Source organism: Sediminibacterium ginsengisoli (assembly GCF_900167075.1).
Taxonomy (GTDB): domain Bacteria; phylum Bacteroidota; class Bacteroidia; order Chitinophagales; family Chitinophagaceae; genus Sediminibacterium; species Sediminibacterium ginsengisoli.
The window spans coordinates 400,487-415,910 of the sequence record NZ_FUWH01000003.1; the positions used below are offsets into that span (position 1 = coordinate 400,487).

The 15,424-nt window shown below is 44.7% G+C and carries 15 protein-coding genes; 10 read left to right on the forward strand and 5 right to left on the reverse strand.

Going from position 1 to position 15,424, the window contains the following annotated elements; genetic code table 11:
* Nucleotides 1-12: 12 nt before the first annotated feature.
* The 4 genes from B5D42_RS07455 to B5D42_RS07470 form a co-directional block, all read right to left on the reverse strand.
* On the reverse strand, nt 13-606 hold the full coding sequence (locus tag B5D42_RS07455) for a penicillin-binding protein activator LpoB (protein ID WP_078830827.1): 594 nt from the start codon (nt 604-606) through the stop codon (nt 13-15).
* Between the two features lie 39 nt (nt 607-645).
* Nucleotides 646-1,053 (reverse strand): hypothetical protein, encoded by a 408-nt coding sequence (locus B5D42_RS07460; protein WP_139367037.1) that lies wholly within the window; start codon nt 1,051-1,053, stop codon nt 646-648.
* Between the two features lie 110 nt (nt 1,054-1,163).
* Nucleotides 1,164-1,670: a DUF2480 family protein gene (locus B5D42_RS07465; RefSeq protein WP_078830829.1), complete on the reverse strand. Its 507-nt coding sequence runs from the start codon at nt 1,668-1,670 to the stop codon at nt 1,164-1,166.
* 111 nt (nt 1,671-1,781) lie between these two features.
* A complete protein-coding gene (locus tag B5D42_RS07470; protein ID WP_078830830.1) occupies nt 1,782-3,872 on the reverse strand; it encodes a peptidylprolyl isomerase in 2,091 nt (696 codons plus the stop codon).
* A 578-nt stretch (nt 3,873-4,450) separates the two neighbouring features.
* Between B5D42_RS07470 and nadA the strand changes: the two genes are divergently transcribed.
* From nadA to B5D42_RS07520, 10 genes are all read left to right on the forward strand, one after another.
* A complete protein-coding gene (gene nadA / locus B5D42_RS07475; protein ID WP_078830831.1) occupies nt 4,451-5,458 on the forward strand; it encodes a quinolinate synthase NadA in 1,008 nt (335 codons plus the stop codon).
* Between the two features lie 216 nt (nt 5,459-5,674).
* Nucleotides 5,675-6,526, forward strand: coding sequence for a ChaN family lipoprotein (locus B5D42_RS07480; protein ID WP_078830832.1), 852 nt, complete (start codon nt 5,675-5,677; stop codon nt 6,524-6,526).
* Between the two features lie 180 nt (nt 6,527-6,706).
* Nucleotides 6,707-7,717, forward strand: a complete 1,011-nt coding sequence (gene recA, locus B5D42_RS07485) for a recombinase RecA (RefSeq protein ID WP_078830833.1) — start codon at nt 6,707-6,709, stop codon at nt 7,715-7,717.
* A gap of 428 nt (nt 7,718-8,145) precedes the next feature.
* A complete protein-coding gene (locus tag B5D42_RS07490) occupies nt 8,146-8,607 on the forward strand; it encodes a methylglyoxal synthase (RefSeq protein ID WP_078830834.1) in 462 nt (153 codons plus the stop codon).
* Nucleotides 8,608-8,648: 41 nt separating this feature from the next.
* Nucleotides 8,649-9,482, forward strand: a complete 834-nt coding sequence (gene ypfJ, locus B5D42_RS07495) for a KPN_02809 family neutral zinc metallopeptidase (protein ID WP_078830987.1) — start codon at nt 8,649-8,651, stop codon at nt 9,480-9,482.
* A gap of 72 nt (nt 9,483-9,554) precedes the next feature.
* A complete protein-coding gene (locus B5D42_RS07500; RefSeq protein WP_078830835.1) occupies nt 9,555-10,349 on the forward strand; it encodes a carboxylesterase family protein in 795 nt (264 codons plus the stop codon).
* Nucleotides 10,350-10,384: 35 nt separating this feature from the next.
* A complete protein-coding gene (locus B5D42_RS07505; RefSeq protein ID WP_078830836.1) occupies nt 10,385-11,521 on the forward strand; it encodes an esterase-like activity of phytase family protein in 1,137 nt (378 codons plus the stop codon).
* Between the two features lie 18 nt (nt 11,522-11,539).
* Complete coding sequence (locus B5D42_RS07510; RefSeq protein ID WP_078830837.1) at nt 11,540-12,133, forward strand: peptidylprolyl isomerase; 594 nt, start codon at nt 11,540-11,542, stop codon at nt 12,131-12,133.
* A 99-nt stretch (nt 12,134-12,232) separates the two neighbouring features.
* Nucleotides 12,233-12,814 (forward strand): DUF4136 domain-containing protein, encoded by a 582-nt coding sequence (locus B5D42_RS07515; RefSeq protein ID WP_176112939.1) that lies wholly within the window; start codon nt 12,233-12,235, stop codon nt 12,812-12,814.
* A gap of 385 nt (nt 12,815-13,199) precedes the next feature.
* Nucleotides 13,200-14,243 carry a hypothetical protein gene (locus tag B5D42_RS07520; protein ID WP_139367038.1) on the forward strand — a complete coding sequence of 348 codons (1,044 nt, stop codon included), beginning with the start codon at nt 13,200-13,202 and terminating at the stop codon, nt 14,241-14,243.
* A 2-nt stretch (nt 14,244-14,245) separates the two neighbouring features.
* Here the strand turns inward: B5D42_RS07520 and B5D42_RS07525 are convergent, their stop codons facing one another.
* Nucleotides 14,246-15,424, reverse strand: a complete 1,179-nt coding sequence (locus B5D42_RS07525; RefSeq protein ID WP_245825604.1) for a THUMP domain-containing class I SAM-dependent RNA methyltransferase — start codon at nt 15,422-15,424, stop codon at nt 14,246-14,248.

Sequence of the window (15,424 nt, forward strand, 5' to 3'; positions counted from 1 at the left end):
AGGATATCTCCTTTAGTTTTTCACCATTTTGGCAATTTTCTTCTCACCGATCCACACTACTTCGTTGGTTTCGATATTGGTCAGCTCCAGGTTAACCTGGTAAGTAACCGTTTTATTCTTACGGTAAGAATCAACGATAGAGTTGATTGATCCCTGCAAAATATAATCAGCTCCTCTTTCAAGGCCGAATTTTTTCATCGTGCTTTGTGAAGCATTTGTCTGCTGGTCTGCTTTTTCAGCACGCAGTTCTTCACGTTTTTTGCCACTCTGAACCAGTCCTACACGATCACTCTGGATGAAAGAACGTTCCAGGTCGTTCATGAACGTTTCAGCTTCAATATGCTCGTGACTTTTATTGGTTACCATACCCACAATCACAACAGGTTTTTTACCTTTTGCTGTAACATGGTTCGTTAACCATTTTTCGTTAAGGATCTGTTTGATCAGTTCATCGGCTGTTAAACGGCTGTCTGTATTATTCCAGCCACCGCTGAGATCGATCTGTTCGGAAGGGTCGATTCTCGTAACTGTTCTTGTTGCGCAGGAAGTAAAAAATAATCCTGCAGACAATGAAGCTGCAATAAGCAGTTGTGATGTTCTTTTCATATTATTTCTTTAGCAGAGTAGAATTGTTAATAAAACGGATTAAAACGAGAACCACCAGTTACCGGTTCTGAAACCGACATTCGGCCGCCACAGATTCCAGTTGTTCCAACGGTTATTGTACCTGTATCGATTATCCCAGTAGTTGTACGAGGGGTAATAACCTGAGTTCCAGTAACTGTTATAAGGCTGGTAATAACTGTTGTTGTAACGGCGCTGTTCCCTTCGCTCCTGCCGGCGTTCGGCTTTTGCTTCAAACCAGTCGTATGCCTTGTATGTTTCCTGGGTGGTAGTGTTACTTACAGCAAGCAAAGAATCTTTGAGCTGCATGTATTTATCACGGCTGATATGGAAATTAGGGTTCTGGTCGTCTGCCAGAGCAGGTTGTTGCTGTGCAAAAGAACTAACGGCAATACCTGCAACGATAAGTGTAAAAATGGTACGTAACACGGTGCCTCCTTTTTCTAATATATTACAAAACTAATACCAAAATTTCAGCCTTACTAACCCTGCCTGTTAAATCTTACGCTACAGGCAATTTTCCCGGATGAGCGGAAACCTTACTTCTTCTTATAAATAGGTACAGTACTGCAAGGTTCACCGTACATGATGCTTTTGGCGAAGGGCCGGAGTTTTGCAGTAATTTCAACATACGCGCTTTCAGGAATAGCAATATCGCCGCATCCTTTTACCACTACCCTTTTATCAGTATACTCCTCTGCCTTTACTTTATCAATATTCCTGGCAAGAATGGTGCTTACCAGTTTTTCTTCATTTCCGAATACTATATTAACTGCCAGTGGCTCCAGGTAGCTGGCAACCAACATATAAGCCCACATAGGAATGATCGCATCTGCCGTACAGGTAATAGCTACATTTTTGCCTTTATAAGGCTCCCAATCCTGTGCAAGTAAGGCGGCTCTGAAATCTTTTTCTTTGAGGATCAGTCCCATGAAAAGATAATCTTTCAGGTCGAATACTTTGATCTCTTCCTTCGGGTAAAAGGTTTCCAGGTCAAGGCTGATCAATCCGCTCTCCGCTACTTTGTTAACAATCAAATCAGACATAACTGTGTTTTACTGTACAAAACTACTCAATAATCAGCCAAATCATTTTCGTTATAGGTAAAACAAAAAACCCGGGCTTTCGGCCCGGGTCTCTTTATCTGATTCTTGCTGTTAATAGAATTTCGACCTGTTATCTTTCACATCCGCTGATTTACGGAGTGCTTCCAGGCTCCTGTAAACAGCCATTCTTCCGCTCTGGATCAGGTTCTGCCTGATGGCTTCTTCACCGCCGGCATTTGCCCTTGCGCCGCTGTTATCGATTTTGATAGCAAAGACGCCGGTAACACCTGCAATCGGTTCGCTGGCTTTACCTGCAAACGCTTTGTTGAAAGAAGCACCGATCACTTTTGGCTCACTGCCGATATTAGGAATGAACGGAGCAGAGAAAGCAATACTGTCTGCCTTCATAACCTGTGATCCGCTGCTTGCCGCATAATTCTCGAGGCTGTTGCCTTTGAATTTGCTTTCGATGATCTGCTTTGCTTTTTTCTCATTCCTGATCAGTCCTTCCGCAAAAGGTCTTGCTTCCGCACTGGACATCAGCCCTGCCTTGTTTACCGCTGAAATGATGGCAACGATATAACGGTCGCCTACTTCCATTGGTTCAGAAACATCTCCTGCTTTATGCTCATATACCCAACGAACCAGAGATCTGCTCTGACCGAGGCCGTTCACTGTAAAATCGTTCTGTTTGATCTCATTTCCCGGTATCAGCGCGAGGTTTCCCTTCAGCGCAGCTGCTTCAAACTCTTTCTTCCCTTTTGCAGCAGCCGCAAACTGTGCAGCAGCTGTATTGGCAGCACTTACAGTTTCGTTGCTGGCCATGATCGGTTTGGCTACATAAGCGATCTTGTATACCGGGTTTACATTCTTTTGTGCCAGTACTTCTATATAGTGATAACCGAAATCAGTTTTTACTACTCCTTTGCTTCCTACAGGTTTGTCGAAAGCAAAATCATTGAATGGTACTACCATTTGTCCCTGCGGGAAGAATTCGTATACACCACCTTTTTCCTTGCTGCCGCCATCATCTGAATATTTAGCCACCAGTGCATTGAAATCAGCACCGCCTCTTACAGCAGTTTCAATACTGTCAGCCAGTTTTTTAGCTACAGAATCTTCGCGTGTAACCTGTTGTGTCTGCGGATTCATGGTTCCGATCAGGATATGACGCACTTTTGCACTGTCTGGCCATTGTTTCGTACTCACCATTTTAGCCAGCACAAAATTGTTACCATCAAGATATGGTCCGTATACAGTTCCCACAGGTATTTTAACCAGTGTGTCCTTGTTCGACTGCTGCATCCTTGCTTTGCTGAAATAGCTGTCGTAGTAAGGCATTTCGCTCGCAGTTTTTGTTACAAATACCTGCGCATCCGCAGTAGCTGCAAATTCGTTCTTCAGAGAAGCAACCTGGTTATATACATTCAGTGAATCTTCGCTGCTTGGAGCTGCGTTGAATGCAACATAAGTAATAGACCTAGTTTCTTCATCTTTGGTAAACTGCCTGCTGTTCTTCTTTACATAAGCATTGATCTCATCGTCTGTAACTTTAGCAGTACTGTCACTTACAGAAGCATAAGGAACATATACATAGGAAATATTCGCAATTGCATTATTGTCGGCCTGTTGTTTAGCCACCAGCCATTTTGGAATATACACAGCGCCCTGTAACAAACCCTGGTATTTGCTTCTTAAAGCACCCTGGATAGTAGGTTCTACATATGCTTCATTCACCTGGCGGATCTGTTCGGCATTCTTGCTCTTCTTCAGCTGCGCAAAAGCTTTACGTGCTTCATCTGCATTGAATACCCCGGTTTTAGGGTCTGTAAATTCCTGGCGTAAAGGAGAATTATCACCAAACATCAGGTCTGCCAGTTCCTTTGGTCCAACCTGTAGCCCCAGCTTCTCAAATTCCTGGTCCATTACAATCCTTTCCACTTCCTGGTTCCAGATACTGCCGATCAGCTGCTCCCTTTGTGCACCCTGTGCAGCATACATCCTTTCTGCCATTGTAAGTTTCTGCTCGAAATCGGCACGGTCAATTTTCTCACCGTTCACCTTACCTATAACAGTTGTGTTTGAAAAAGCGCTACCACCGCGACCAACGCCATCTTGTAATATAAAGGCAATAAGTGCAAGTGCTATGATCGCAAATATGATCCAGGCACCTTTGTCGCGAATTCTTTGAATGACAGACATAATAATTTTAATTAGGAATGAAACGTTTAATCCACCTTTTAGCGGGGGAGGCAAAAATAGGGGAATATAACATTAGAACAAATTGTGGAAAAACGAGTCAATTCCCCGTATTCCAAGGGTTTTTGCTTTTCCGGTCCTGATCAGAATCGCCTCCCGATTTGGAACATAGGAAATGCTTAATTAACATCCGCCTGTGAATAAGGCCAGTTTCATGTGGAAAACCCCATATTTTGCTCCGCAGAATGTTGAAACAGGTCGAATAAATACCCGCCTTTGTGCCACATTTTGCCGTTACCCTATTTTTAAACCCAAAATACTACCTGTTAATCCACAGTGAATTAGGAGTGAATTAGGTGCCGGGGGAAATGTGGATGATGTATTCCACTGATGTTAAAAAAAGTGACATTTTCCAGATAAAAAGGCAGGCAACGATGTTAATAGTTCTGTTAATAACAGTGGATAAGCTCCAGGTAATTAACTTTGCATGGTGGGGATAAGTAAGTTATCACGATATACACACCCGTAATAATAGTAGTGAGAATTATAAATAAGTATTATTAAATACTATTACCGTGATTATGAACATTTTAGAAGCAGAAAAAAATATAAACGAAAAAGGCTTCCTGGATCTTGAGATCGATGTGAAGCTCGACCTTTTTGCAGAGATCGAAAGATTGAAAAAGGAAAAGAACGCCATCCTGCTGGCGCACTATTACCAGGAGCCGGATATACAGGATGTTGCCGATTATATCGGCGACAGCCTGGGATTGGCACAAAAAGCCCAGGAAACGAACGCGGATATCATTGTTTTCGCCGGCGTTCACTTTATGGCGGAAACGGCAAAAATCCTTAACCCGACCAAAAAAGTGCTTCTTCCAGACCTGAAAGCAGGTTGTTCGCTGGCCGACAGTGCACCAGCTGGCCCATTCAGGGCCTTTAAAGAGAAGCACCCGGATCATATCGTAGTGTCTTATATCAACTGCACGGCAGAAATCAAAGCATTATCCGATATTATCTGTACCTCCGGCAATGCCGAAAAAATTATTGAGAGCATACCAGCCGATAAACCTATCATATTTGCCCCGGATAAGAACCTTGGCGCCTATTTAAGCAAAAAGACGGGCCGGGATATGGTTTTATGGAACGGGGCCTGCATGGTACACGAGATCTTCAGCCTGGAGAAGATCACCAAACTGAAGATCAGGCATCCTAAAGCAAAATTGCTGGCCCACCCCGAATGTGAGGAGCCGATCCTGGCCATTGCCGATTTTGTGGGAAGCACCACCCAGATCCTCAAATTTGCCCAGGCAGATAGTGGAAACGAGTACATTGTTGCTACGGAAACCGGCATTCTTCACCAGATGCAGCGAAATAATCCCACAAAAACATTTATTCCTGCGCCGCCGAATAACAGCTGCGCCTGCAATGATTGTCCGCACATGAAACTCAATACCCTCGAAAAATTATACCTCTGCATGATGTATGAGAAACCGGAGATCATCATGGACGAACAACTTCGCCTCAACGCTAAAAAGCCGATCGACCGGATGATGGAAATCAGTAAGGCAGCGGGCCTGATTGGTTAAAGATGAGAAAAGGAACGATTTTCTAAAAAACGCTCTACAGGAATTATAATATGTAAAGGGTTGATTTACAATAAAGCACCTTTTGATAAAGATTAAAATTCTGGTTTTATAAATCGTTCACCGGAATTATAATATGTAATTGAATGATTTTCAATAATTCTTAATAATTAGTGGTTGCATTATCAGAAACATTCGCATTGTATTACCTTGTGGGCGATGAAAAGAATATTCACAATAGTCCTGTTGTTTTTATCCGCAATGCTGACAGCGCAGGAAAAGCAGCCGTATAAGTTATACAATGCAAAGGGAAAGAAGAGTGATTTCGGGAAAATGATCAAAGCCCTGCGATCAGCGGATATTGTGTTATTTGGGGAATATCATAACAATGCAATAGCCCACTGGCTTCAGCTGGAAGTGACAAGAACGCTCGGGGAAAGCCGGGAGCTGGTATTGGGTGCAGAGATGTTTGAGCAGGACAACCAGGAGGCGCTGGATCTGTACCTGCAGGGAAAGATATCGGCGAAGGGCCTCGATTCGATGGCCCGGCTCTGGAAGAATTATCCCACCGATTATGCGCCGCTGGTAAACTATGCGAAGGAAAAAAAGCTTGTCTTTGCCGCAACCAATGTACCCAGAAGGTATGCATCCATGGTAGCCAAAGGCGGCTTCCAGGCGCTGGATACATTGCCGGCAAAAGATAAATCCTGGATGGCGCCGCTTCCGGTTGCCTATGATGCTTCATTACCGGGGTATACGAAAATGATAGAAATGATGGGAGGCCATGGCGGCGAGAACCTGCCTAAAGCCCAGGCCATCAAAGACGCAACGATGGCGCATTTTATCCTGCAGCATTACCGGCCGGGAAAATTATTCATACACTACAACGGATCTTACCATTCTGATAATTACGATGGGATCAACTGGTACCTGAAAAAGCAGAACCCGGGTCTGAAGATCATGACAATCACTACTGTTTCACAGCAAGAGATCGGGAAATTACTGGCAGAGAACAAGGGCAAGGCGGATTTTATCATCTGTGTTGATGAAAATATGACGAATACCTATTAACAACGGTTGATAAATTAGGTATAAATCGCTAACTCCAACATCGTGCGGAACGCCTACTTTAGCCCCTGTAAACAGCAGCTAAAGCCATTAGCAAAATAAATACTAAAAAAATTAGCTTATTTACTAAAAAGGCTTTATCTTTACAATCCCATTAAATTCTAACAGATTAAATACACAAGCATGAGTAATGCAGAAAAGCTGAAAGCACTAAAGCTCACGATAGACAAGATAGACAAGGATTACGGTAAGGGCAGTGTGATGATGATGAATGAAAAAAGCCAGGATCCTATGGAAGTGGTTTCGACCGGCTCCATTGGTCTTGATATGGCTTTAGGGGTTGGAGGTTTACCAAAAGGAAGGATAGTTGAAATATATGGTCCTGAATCTTCCGGTAAAACTACCATTGCAACCCATGTAATTGCAGAAGCGCAGAAGAAAGGCGGTATGTGTGCCATCATCGATGCAGAGCATGCATTTGACAGCAGTTATGCACAGAAACTGGGTGTGGATGTAGACAACCTGCTGATCTCGCAGCCGGATTACGGCGAGCAGGCGCTTGAGATCGCAGACCGCCTGATCCTTTCAGGAGCGCTGGATGTGGTAGTGATAGATTCGGTTGCGGCGCTGGTTCCTAAAAGCGAACTTGAAGGCGAAATGGGCGATAGCAAGATGGGTCTGCATGCACGTCTCATGAGTCAGGCATTGCGTAAGCTCACTGCAACGATCAATAAGACCAATACCATTTGCATATTCATCAACCAGCTGCGCGAAAAGATCGGTGTGATGTTCGGTAACCCCGAAACAACAACAGGTGGTAATGCACTTAAGTTCTATGCTTCAGTACGTCTGGATATCCGCAGAACGGCCCAGATCAAAGACGGAGATGAAGCCATTGGTAACCGTGTAAAAGTAAAGGTGGTTAAAAACAAAGTAGCCCCTCCGTTCCGTGCATCCGAATTCGATATAATTTTCGGTGAAGGCATCAGCAAGCTTGGTGAGATCATCGATATGGGCGTTGAATTGGGAATTGTTCAGAAAAGCGGAAGCTGGTTCAGCTATGAAACCAATAAACTGGGCCAGGGACGTGATGCCGTTAAAACACTGCTTCACGATAATCCTGAACTCGCCAATGAAATCGAAGCAAAAATCAGGACCAAAGTAGCGGAAGCCCGCCTCACAACAGAAGCCTGATCATAAATATTTGTTTTTTTGATGGGTTAGTAAGTACGCAAAAAGTCACGCAGGTCGTGGCTTTTTGCATTTTATCTCCAGCCGGAAAAATGACAGAAAAATACCAGGCTGAGTCTGGTCGCAAAGGGCAAGGCCAGCCACCTGAGCAACGGAGAAGCGGTGAAACAGAAGAACCTTGAAAACCACGAATCAATGTTCTGTACACAACTATTTTGTCAGGAAACGAAGCGGACTCAAATTCACTTTGAACAACGATTACTAGCAAATCAAAAAGAGATCAGATTAATAAACGCCCGGAAAACGCTGAATAATAGCAACATAATCAGAAAAAAACTATTTCTCTTAAGATAAAATCGAAAAAATCAATCATTCAGCATCGATTTTCCGGGTTCTTAATTCCGTTAACTTCATGCATTCAAGCGGAGAATATGTCAACCATCAAAAAATTAAAAGCCAATAAACGAATCGCCCTTGTTGCGCACGACCATAAAAAAGCTGATCTGATCGATTGGGTCGTTTACAATAAGGCGGCACTTTCTGCTCACCAGTTATTTGCAACCGGCACAACAGGTCGCCTGGTGGAAGAAGCATTGGACAGACCGGTTGTGAAATTACTCAGCGGTCCGCTCGGCGGGGACCAGCAGATCGGCGCCATGATCGCCGGCGGTGAAATAGACATGATGTTCTTTTTCTGGGATCCGATGGAAGCGCAACCGCACGACAGCGATGTAAAAGCCCTGCTGCGTTTATGTATTGCCTGGAATTTACCCATGGCCTGCGACCGGGCAACCGCCGATTTCCTGATCACTTCACCTTTTATGCACCAGGCATATGAAGCAACTTTACCGGACTATACAGATTACCTGCACAGGGAAATAAAAGAAGAATAGACACCTGGCATATATTTTTGAATAAAACAAAAAACAAAAAAATGCGCTGGACAGGAAGAAGAGAAAGCAGTAATGTGGAAGATCGCAGGGGTATCAGCGGCGGCGGAATAGCTGTTGGCGGAATCGGGGCCGTAATCATTGCCATTATTTATTTTGTGCTTGGAGGAAATCCTTCGGAAGTTTTGCAACAGATGCCCGCAACCGAGCAGCAATCTGTAACAAGAAGCCCGGAGGAAGAAAGACTCGCCTCTTTTACGAAAGTAGTACTTGCTGAAACCGAAGATGTCTGGGATTCGCTGTTCAATGCAAAAGGGGGCAATTACCGGAAGCCTACGCTCGTTATGTTCAGCCGATCCACAGAATCCGGCTGCGGTTTTGCCAGTGCCATCACCGGTCCCTTTTATTGTCCGCCGGATGAGAAAATATATATCGACCTTTCTTTTTTTGATGAACTCCGGGAGCGCTTCAAAGTGGAAGGTGAATTTGCAATGGCCTATGTTATCGCTCATGAAGTTGGCCATCATATACAAAAACTGACGGGCGTTTCTGACCAGATGCAGCAATTGCGTGCACAACTTTCGGAAAAAGAATACAACCGGATGTCTGTAAAACTTGAACTGCAGGCAGATTTTTACGCCGGGCTCTGGGCTCACCATGCCCAGAAACTCAGTAACATACTGGAGCAGGGAGATATCGCTTCTGCATTGGCCGCAGCAAATGCGATCGGCGATGACCGGCTGCAGAAAATGTCGCGCGGAGAAGTCGTGCCTGACGCATTTACCCACGGAACATCGGCACAAAGAATGTATTGGTTCAAGAAAGGCTTTGACACAGGGGATATCAATGCCGGCGATACATTCAGCGCGAAAGAATAAGAGCTCCGCCAACCTTAAGAATCCATGTTCACGGGGATTTTCTTATATTTAAAAGAGTAAAACCTCCCCCGCATGAAAAAGATAGCCTGCCTTACTTTCCTTCTTTGCTTCTGTCGGTTTACCATGGCTCAGCAGCAGGATCTGTACCAGAAAAAAGTTTATATACAGGGTAAAGACACACTCCGTTACAGAATTCTTTACCCGGAACATTACCGGCCGTCTAAATCTTATCCGCTGATCGTCTTCATGCATGGTTCCGGAGAAAGAGGAAACGATAACGGGGCCCAGCTTTTACACGGCGGCGACCTTTTTGCAAAAGACAAAATCCGCGATCATTTTCCGGCAATCGTTGTTTTTCCGCAGTGCCCGAAGGATAGTACCTGGTCTCGTTTTAAAAGAGGGAATGATCCATCGGGGTTTACTTTCCTGACAGAAGAAACTCCGCCGGTTCCGCAGTTATTACTCAAAAACCTGATGGACAGCCTGCGCAACAATGGTCATGCCGACCGTAAAAGGATCTACCTCGGGGGACTGTCGCTGGGCGCAATAGGTGCGTATGATATGCTGATCCGTTACCCGAATTATTTTGCCGCGGTATTTGCTATCTGCGGTGCGGGAAATGTGCCGTTGCTGGTGAAGAACGCCAAACATGTTCCCATGTGGATCTTTCACGGGGCGCTCGACAATGTTGTACTACCCTACGCTAACCGCGAATTATACAAAGCGATGATCACCTCCGGCGCTAAAGAAGTAAACTATACGGAATACCCCAAGGCCAATCATAACAGCTGGGATTCCGCATTTGCAGAACCGAAATTATTACCCTGGATTTTTTCGAACAAAAATAAAAAACCGGCTGCGCCTTAATGTGAGGGCTTAATTTTACAGGCAAAACCACAAGTTTGAAAAGAATATCTTTCATACTCCTGTTCGGCTGTTCTGCAATGCTTTCTTTAGCACAACAGTCGCAACCCAAACCATCAGTTCCAAGATTTCGCCTGGTTGGCAAATATGAATTGCCGCATAATCCTTTGTTTGATGGAACAACCGTGGGTGGTTTGTCGGGAATTGATTATGACCCGGAGAAGGATGTTTATTATATGATCTGCGATGATCGTTCCGAATTCAATCCGGCACGGTATTATACCGCCCGTATTCAAACGAATGAAAAAGGAATCGACACGGTGATCATTCAGGCAGTAACCACTCTTTTGCAGAAGAACGGTCAGCCATACCCGGGCATCAAACAAGATAAATACCACGCACCCGATCCGGAAGCCATGCGTTATGATCCGAAGCGAAAGCAATTTATCTGGACGAGCGAGGGGGAACGCATAGTTAAACAAAAAGACACCATACTGCAGAATCCATCCATCAACATCATTAAGCCGGATGGTACAGATCTTGGCGCATTCCCTTTGCCCGCAAACCTGCGGATGCATGCAACAGAGAAAGGACCAAGACAGAATGGTGTACTTGAAGGACTGACTTTCGCAGATCAATATAAAACGCTCTATGTAAGCCTGGAAGAACCACGTTATGAAGATGGTCCGCGAGCCGATGTCATGCCGCTGGATGCCTGGACAAGGATCTACAAGTTCAATACGAACACCCGCAAGAACACCGCGCAATATGCTTATAAGCTGGAGCCGGTTGCCTACCCTACAGATTCGGCCGGTGCGTTTAAGGTAAACGGGATACCGGATATTCTCGATTTCGGAAACAATCGTTTGCTGGTAATGGAACGTTCTTTTTCCACCGGCAGAATGGCATGCACCATACGAATATTCCTGGCAGACCTGAACGGCGTGGAAAATGTAAGGCCGAAAAATTCGCTGAAACAAAACCCGCCGCAAAAGCCGGTACAAAAAGCGCTTGTGATGAACATGGACGAGCTGGGTATTTATGTGGATAATGTGGAGGGAATGACATTCGGTCCTAAATTGCCGAACGGCCGCCGTTCACTTGTAATGGTGGCAGATAATAATTTTTCGAAAAAAGAGATCACCCAGTTCTTTTTGTTTGAAATAGAGGAATAAAAATCCGCAACTCAGAAGATGAAAAAGATCCTGTTTATTATACTGGTTTCCTGCTTTGCCTGTAAACAAAAACAATATTCCGATGCCGGTAACCCGATGATCCGGATCACGACCCAGTTCGGAGACATCGATATAGAACTATATGCCAAACAGACACCGAAAACAGTAGCGGCATTTCTTGGTTATATCGATTCAGGGTTTTATGCACACAGCTCTTTTTACAGGGTTCTTAATTTACAAAACCAGCCGTCGAACGCGCCCAAAACAGAGCTGATACAGGGTGGTATCTGGAAAACGAACTATGAAAAAGCGAGACAGATAAAAGGTATCCCGCACGAAAGCACAAAGGAAACCGGCATCAAACATACCGACGGCACCATATCTCTTGCCCGCGCCGAACCCGGAACGGCAACCACCGAATTTTTTATCTGTATCGACGATCAGCCGGGCCTTGATTACGGCGGTGAAAATGCGGTAGATAAACTGGGCTACGCAGCATTCGGAAGTGTAGTTAAGGGTTTGAATGTGGTGCGGAAAATATCATCACAAAAAGATCGCAATCAATACTTTTCTCCGGAAGTTCCCATTTTCGAGATCAGGCGCATCCGTTAACATCCCGTTTAGATATATTTAGCGATACATTAGTATTACCCGGCATACAAGTTGCTTTATATGGTTAGGAAAGATCCTTTAACCAGTAAAAGAAAATGTATGAAAAAGAATAAATGGGTAACGGGATTGATAGCAAGCCTGTTAATCCTGTCTGGCTGCGCCGGCACAGCCCACGTGCAGAAAGACAATAATATAGATTTCAGCAAGTTAAGAACATACGCCTGGGTAGATGCTGTAGATAAAAAAGACGCCTCGGCAAATAAAATCAAGATCAATGACCTGACCGACCGGAAAATAAAGGCGAGCGTTGACAAAAACCTCCAGGAAATAGGCTGGAAACAGGTGAGTAATAACCCGGATGTTTTATTGGTATATGATGTGGTGATTGAAAAAGAAAACCGCAACGTGTCAACCCCAACCTATTCGCAATCATTTACAAGATGGTTTTATAACCCTGTAGGCCGGAGATGGGTTCCCGTTTATTATCCGCCGCAGTTCATCGGCTATGATAACAGCGTGGAAACCGTAAAAGAAGGAACCATGACACTGACGATGATGGATGCCAATAACGACAAAACCATCTGGCAGGGCTGGACAACATCTGACGTAAACGGTAAACGGCTCACCGATAAAGAAATTGAAAACAACGTAAAAGCGATTGTAAAGAAGCTGGACAAATAAGGGATCAATATCCATGATCACCGACCCGCCTGTTACCAAACAGGCGGGTTTTTAATTTTCACCCCTATTGCAAATCATTACCGGAAATAGTATTTTGTAGTTCCCCCCAGCATTACCAACCAACTTAACTGAAGAAATGGAACCATCAACAACGGCTCCTGAAAAAGGAAAGCCGGAATCTGCCCTGGGAATCAAGACAGCCGCGATTTTGTTTTTGATAACACTGCTGGTTTATTCGCTTTTACTTCTCGGCATACATAAAAAATCAAAACCATGGCAGGAAATAAGCCTGAAACCAGCATTGATCCTGCGGGAGATGTCAGCTGCATTTATAAAAGATAGCGCCAAGGCTGTAACAGAGAGAGGGAAAAAAGCGGTATCCGCCATGGCAAAACTGAGAGAAGATTCTTACAATATGCCTGATTCTGCATTTGAACAATCAATCTCAAAAAAATTTTTCCTCAGGCCCGATAGCCTCAATATTACTAAAATGGACTATCTGTCAGACACATCATCTGAAGAAGCAATGAGGCTCAACCTGCCACATACATTTGTTTATGCGGATAGTATATTACCCAATGGCCGGATAGAATACACCACAACATTGCCGGTAAAAAAGTATGCAGTTCTGAATGATTTTATCTGCAAGTATCCAGCCTTCGGCCTTTGGCTGTGCGTGCTGATTATCCAGGCACCATTATATGTTGTTTTCTGCTTCTTCCTTGTATTATGGTTTATGCAGCAGGGAAATAAATCGGAAGATGGCTGGTTAACGCCCCGGTTCTTTCTCCGTAGCGCAATCTTTATTTCTGTTTTGCTGATTGCTTCAGTGTTTTTGGGTGTTTTTTATGGAGCGGATGATGTATATGTACGGGAAATCTTTTTTATCAGGGATGTTCATGAACGCATGAGCTTTGTGAATGCAATCGGCTATTCCGCAGCGTCACTTTGTCTTGCAGGCATGCTATGGTGTGCATATCGGATGCGTATGATCAGTAAAACAGCCAAACCGGAAGAAATAAAACAGGACAGCATGCAGGAATCACTTTTGCAGATCCGTAAAACCTTCAATATCCTTTTCCTGCTGGTTGCAGTAATATTAAGCCTTGCTGTATTTTCTACCGGCGTACTCTATTCGGGCCTGAATAGTCTCGATTATGTAAAACAGCTGAACAAGGCAATGGGTTACCAGGTTTACCGGTACGACCTGGTGTATATGTACGGTATCCTGCACTCTTTTATCCTGCTGATCGTATACCTGCCCTCTAAAGCAATTGTAGACAGCGTGCCAGTTCAGGCAGCAGATGAAAGCACGGGCAATAACAAACTTTCTTCAACCATTATCAAAAAGACATTTGAAGTATTGGTGGCCAGCTCGCCGCTGATAGCCGGTTTTTTACAGGCTATGCTGGATCATATTTTCGGGTAAGGTCAGGAACCGGATTTTTCGCTCCTGCTGCCGCTGTATAATTCATATTCCAGCAGCCTGCAGTCGATGGTACTGGTATAAAATTCTATGCGGCGTTTGGCTTTCAGCCCGATTTTTTTGGCCAGCTCCAGGTTGCCGGTAAATACATAACCAAAGTAGCCTTTACACTTTTGTTTCATGAAATCGCCGATGCGCGCATAGGTTTCAATAAGCTCTGTAAGGTCGCCCAGCCGTTCGCCATATTCGGGGTTGACGTAAAAAACACCAGGCACATCCTGCGGAACTTCAGTTGCCGCAAAATCGCAGACCGAAAAACTGATCAGGTGATGAACACCCGCAGCCAGTGCATTCTTTTCTGCGTTCGCTACTGCTTTATTGCTGAGATCTGTTGCGATGATCTTTAGGCCCGGAACTTCTGTGACCTGTTTCCGGACCAGTTCGAGTTCCTGTTGGTATACGGAACTATCGTAACCCTTTACATGCATGAAAGCATAATTGGTGCGGAACAGACCCGGTCTTCTGTTGGTGGCTATAAGCGCGGCCTCAATGGCTACGGTCCCGGAACCGCACATGGGGTTAACAAAAGCGGATGTACGGTCCCACCTGGTGGCATAAATAGTGGCCGATGCCAGTCCTTCGAGCATTGGTGCAAGCCCGGGAATCTTGCGGTAACCGTGTCTGGCCAGCGAATCGCCGGAGGTATCGATGAAAATGGTTGCTTCGTCATTCTTCCAGAAAAGATGGATCACTGTTCCGGTAAGTTCTGCACCGGTGGAAGGACGCGTGCCTTTCTTTTCGCGGAACCGGTCTACAATAGCGTCTTTTACACGGAGGTTGGCAAAGAGGCTGTTATTGATGGTTTCGTTATTAACATTACTGGTAACAGAAAAATAGCCGTTATCCGGAATGATATTCTCCCAGGGAAAACGAACGAGATTCTTATACACGGCATCTGCATCAGCAGCACGGAAAGAAAACAGGCTGTACAGCACCTGGCTGGCACAGCGTAATTGAAGATTCAAACGGATGCATTCGTTTATAGAAGCATGCAAACGTACCCCGGTCATAAAAGTTTCTTCAATCGTATAACCGAGTTCTTTTACTTCCTGTTCCAGGTAAATAGCAAGTCTTTTATGGCAGGTAATGGTAACTGCCGCGCGGGTAGTGAAAGGATTCATCAT

Bases quoted from the DNA above. Each gene is read 5' to 3' on its own strand.
- recA (WP_078830833.1), top strand. From the start codon at position 6,707: ATGAGTAATGCAGAAAAGCTGAAAGCACTAAAGCTCACGATAGACAAG.
- ypfJ (WP_078830987.1), top strand. From the start codon at position 8,649: ATGCGCTGGACAGGAAGAAGAGAAAGCAGTAATGTGGAAGATCGCAGG.
- B5D42_RS07490 (WP_078830834.1), top strand. From the start codon at position 8,146: ATGTCAACCATCAAAAAATTAAAAGCCAATAAACGAATCGCCCTTGTT.
- B5D42_RS07510 (WP_078830837.1), top strand. From the start codon at position 11,540: ATGAAAAAGATCCTGTTTATTATACTGGTTTCCTGCTTTGCCTGTAAA.
- B5D42_RS07455 (WP_078830827.1), bottom strand. From the start codon at position 606: ATGAAAAGAACATCACAACTGCTTATTGCAGCTTCATTGTCTGCAGGA.
- B5D42_RS07520 (WP_139367038.1), top strand. From the start codon at position 13,200: ATGGCAAAACTGAGAGAAGATTCTTACAATATGCCTGATTCTGCATTT.
- B5D42_RS07465 (WP_078830829.1), bottom strand. From the start codon at position 1,670: ATGTCTGATTTGATTGTTAACAAAGTAGCGGAGAGCGGATTGATCAGC.
- B5D42_RS07480 (WP_078830832.1), top strand. From the start codon at position 5,675: ATGAAAAGAATATTCACAATAGTCCTGTTGTTTTTATCCGCAATGCTG.
- B5D42_RS07525 (WP_245825604.1), bottom strand. From the start codon at position 15,424: ATGATGAATCCTTTCACTACCCGCGCGGCAGTTACCATTACCTGCCAT.
- B5D42_RS07500 (WP_078830835.1), top strand. From the start codon at position 9,555: ATGAAAAAGATAGCCTGCCTTACTTTCCTTCTTTGCTTCTGTCGGTTT.
- nadA (WP_078830831.1), top strand. From the start codon at position 4,451: ATGAACATTTTAGAAGCAGAAAAAAATATAAACGAAAAAGGCTTCCTG.
- B5D42_RS07470 (WP_078830830.1), bottom strand. From the start codon at position 3,872: ATGTCTGTCATTCAAAGAATTCGCGACAAAGGTGCCTGGATCATATTT.
- B5D42_RS07515 (WP_176112939.1), top strand. From the start codon at position 12,233: ATGAAAAAGAATAAATGGGTAACGGGATTGATAGCAAGCCTGTTAATC.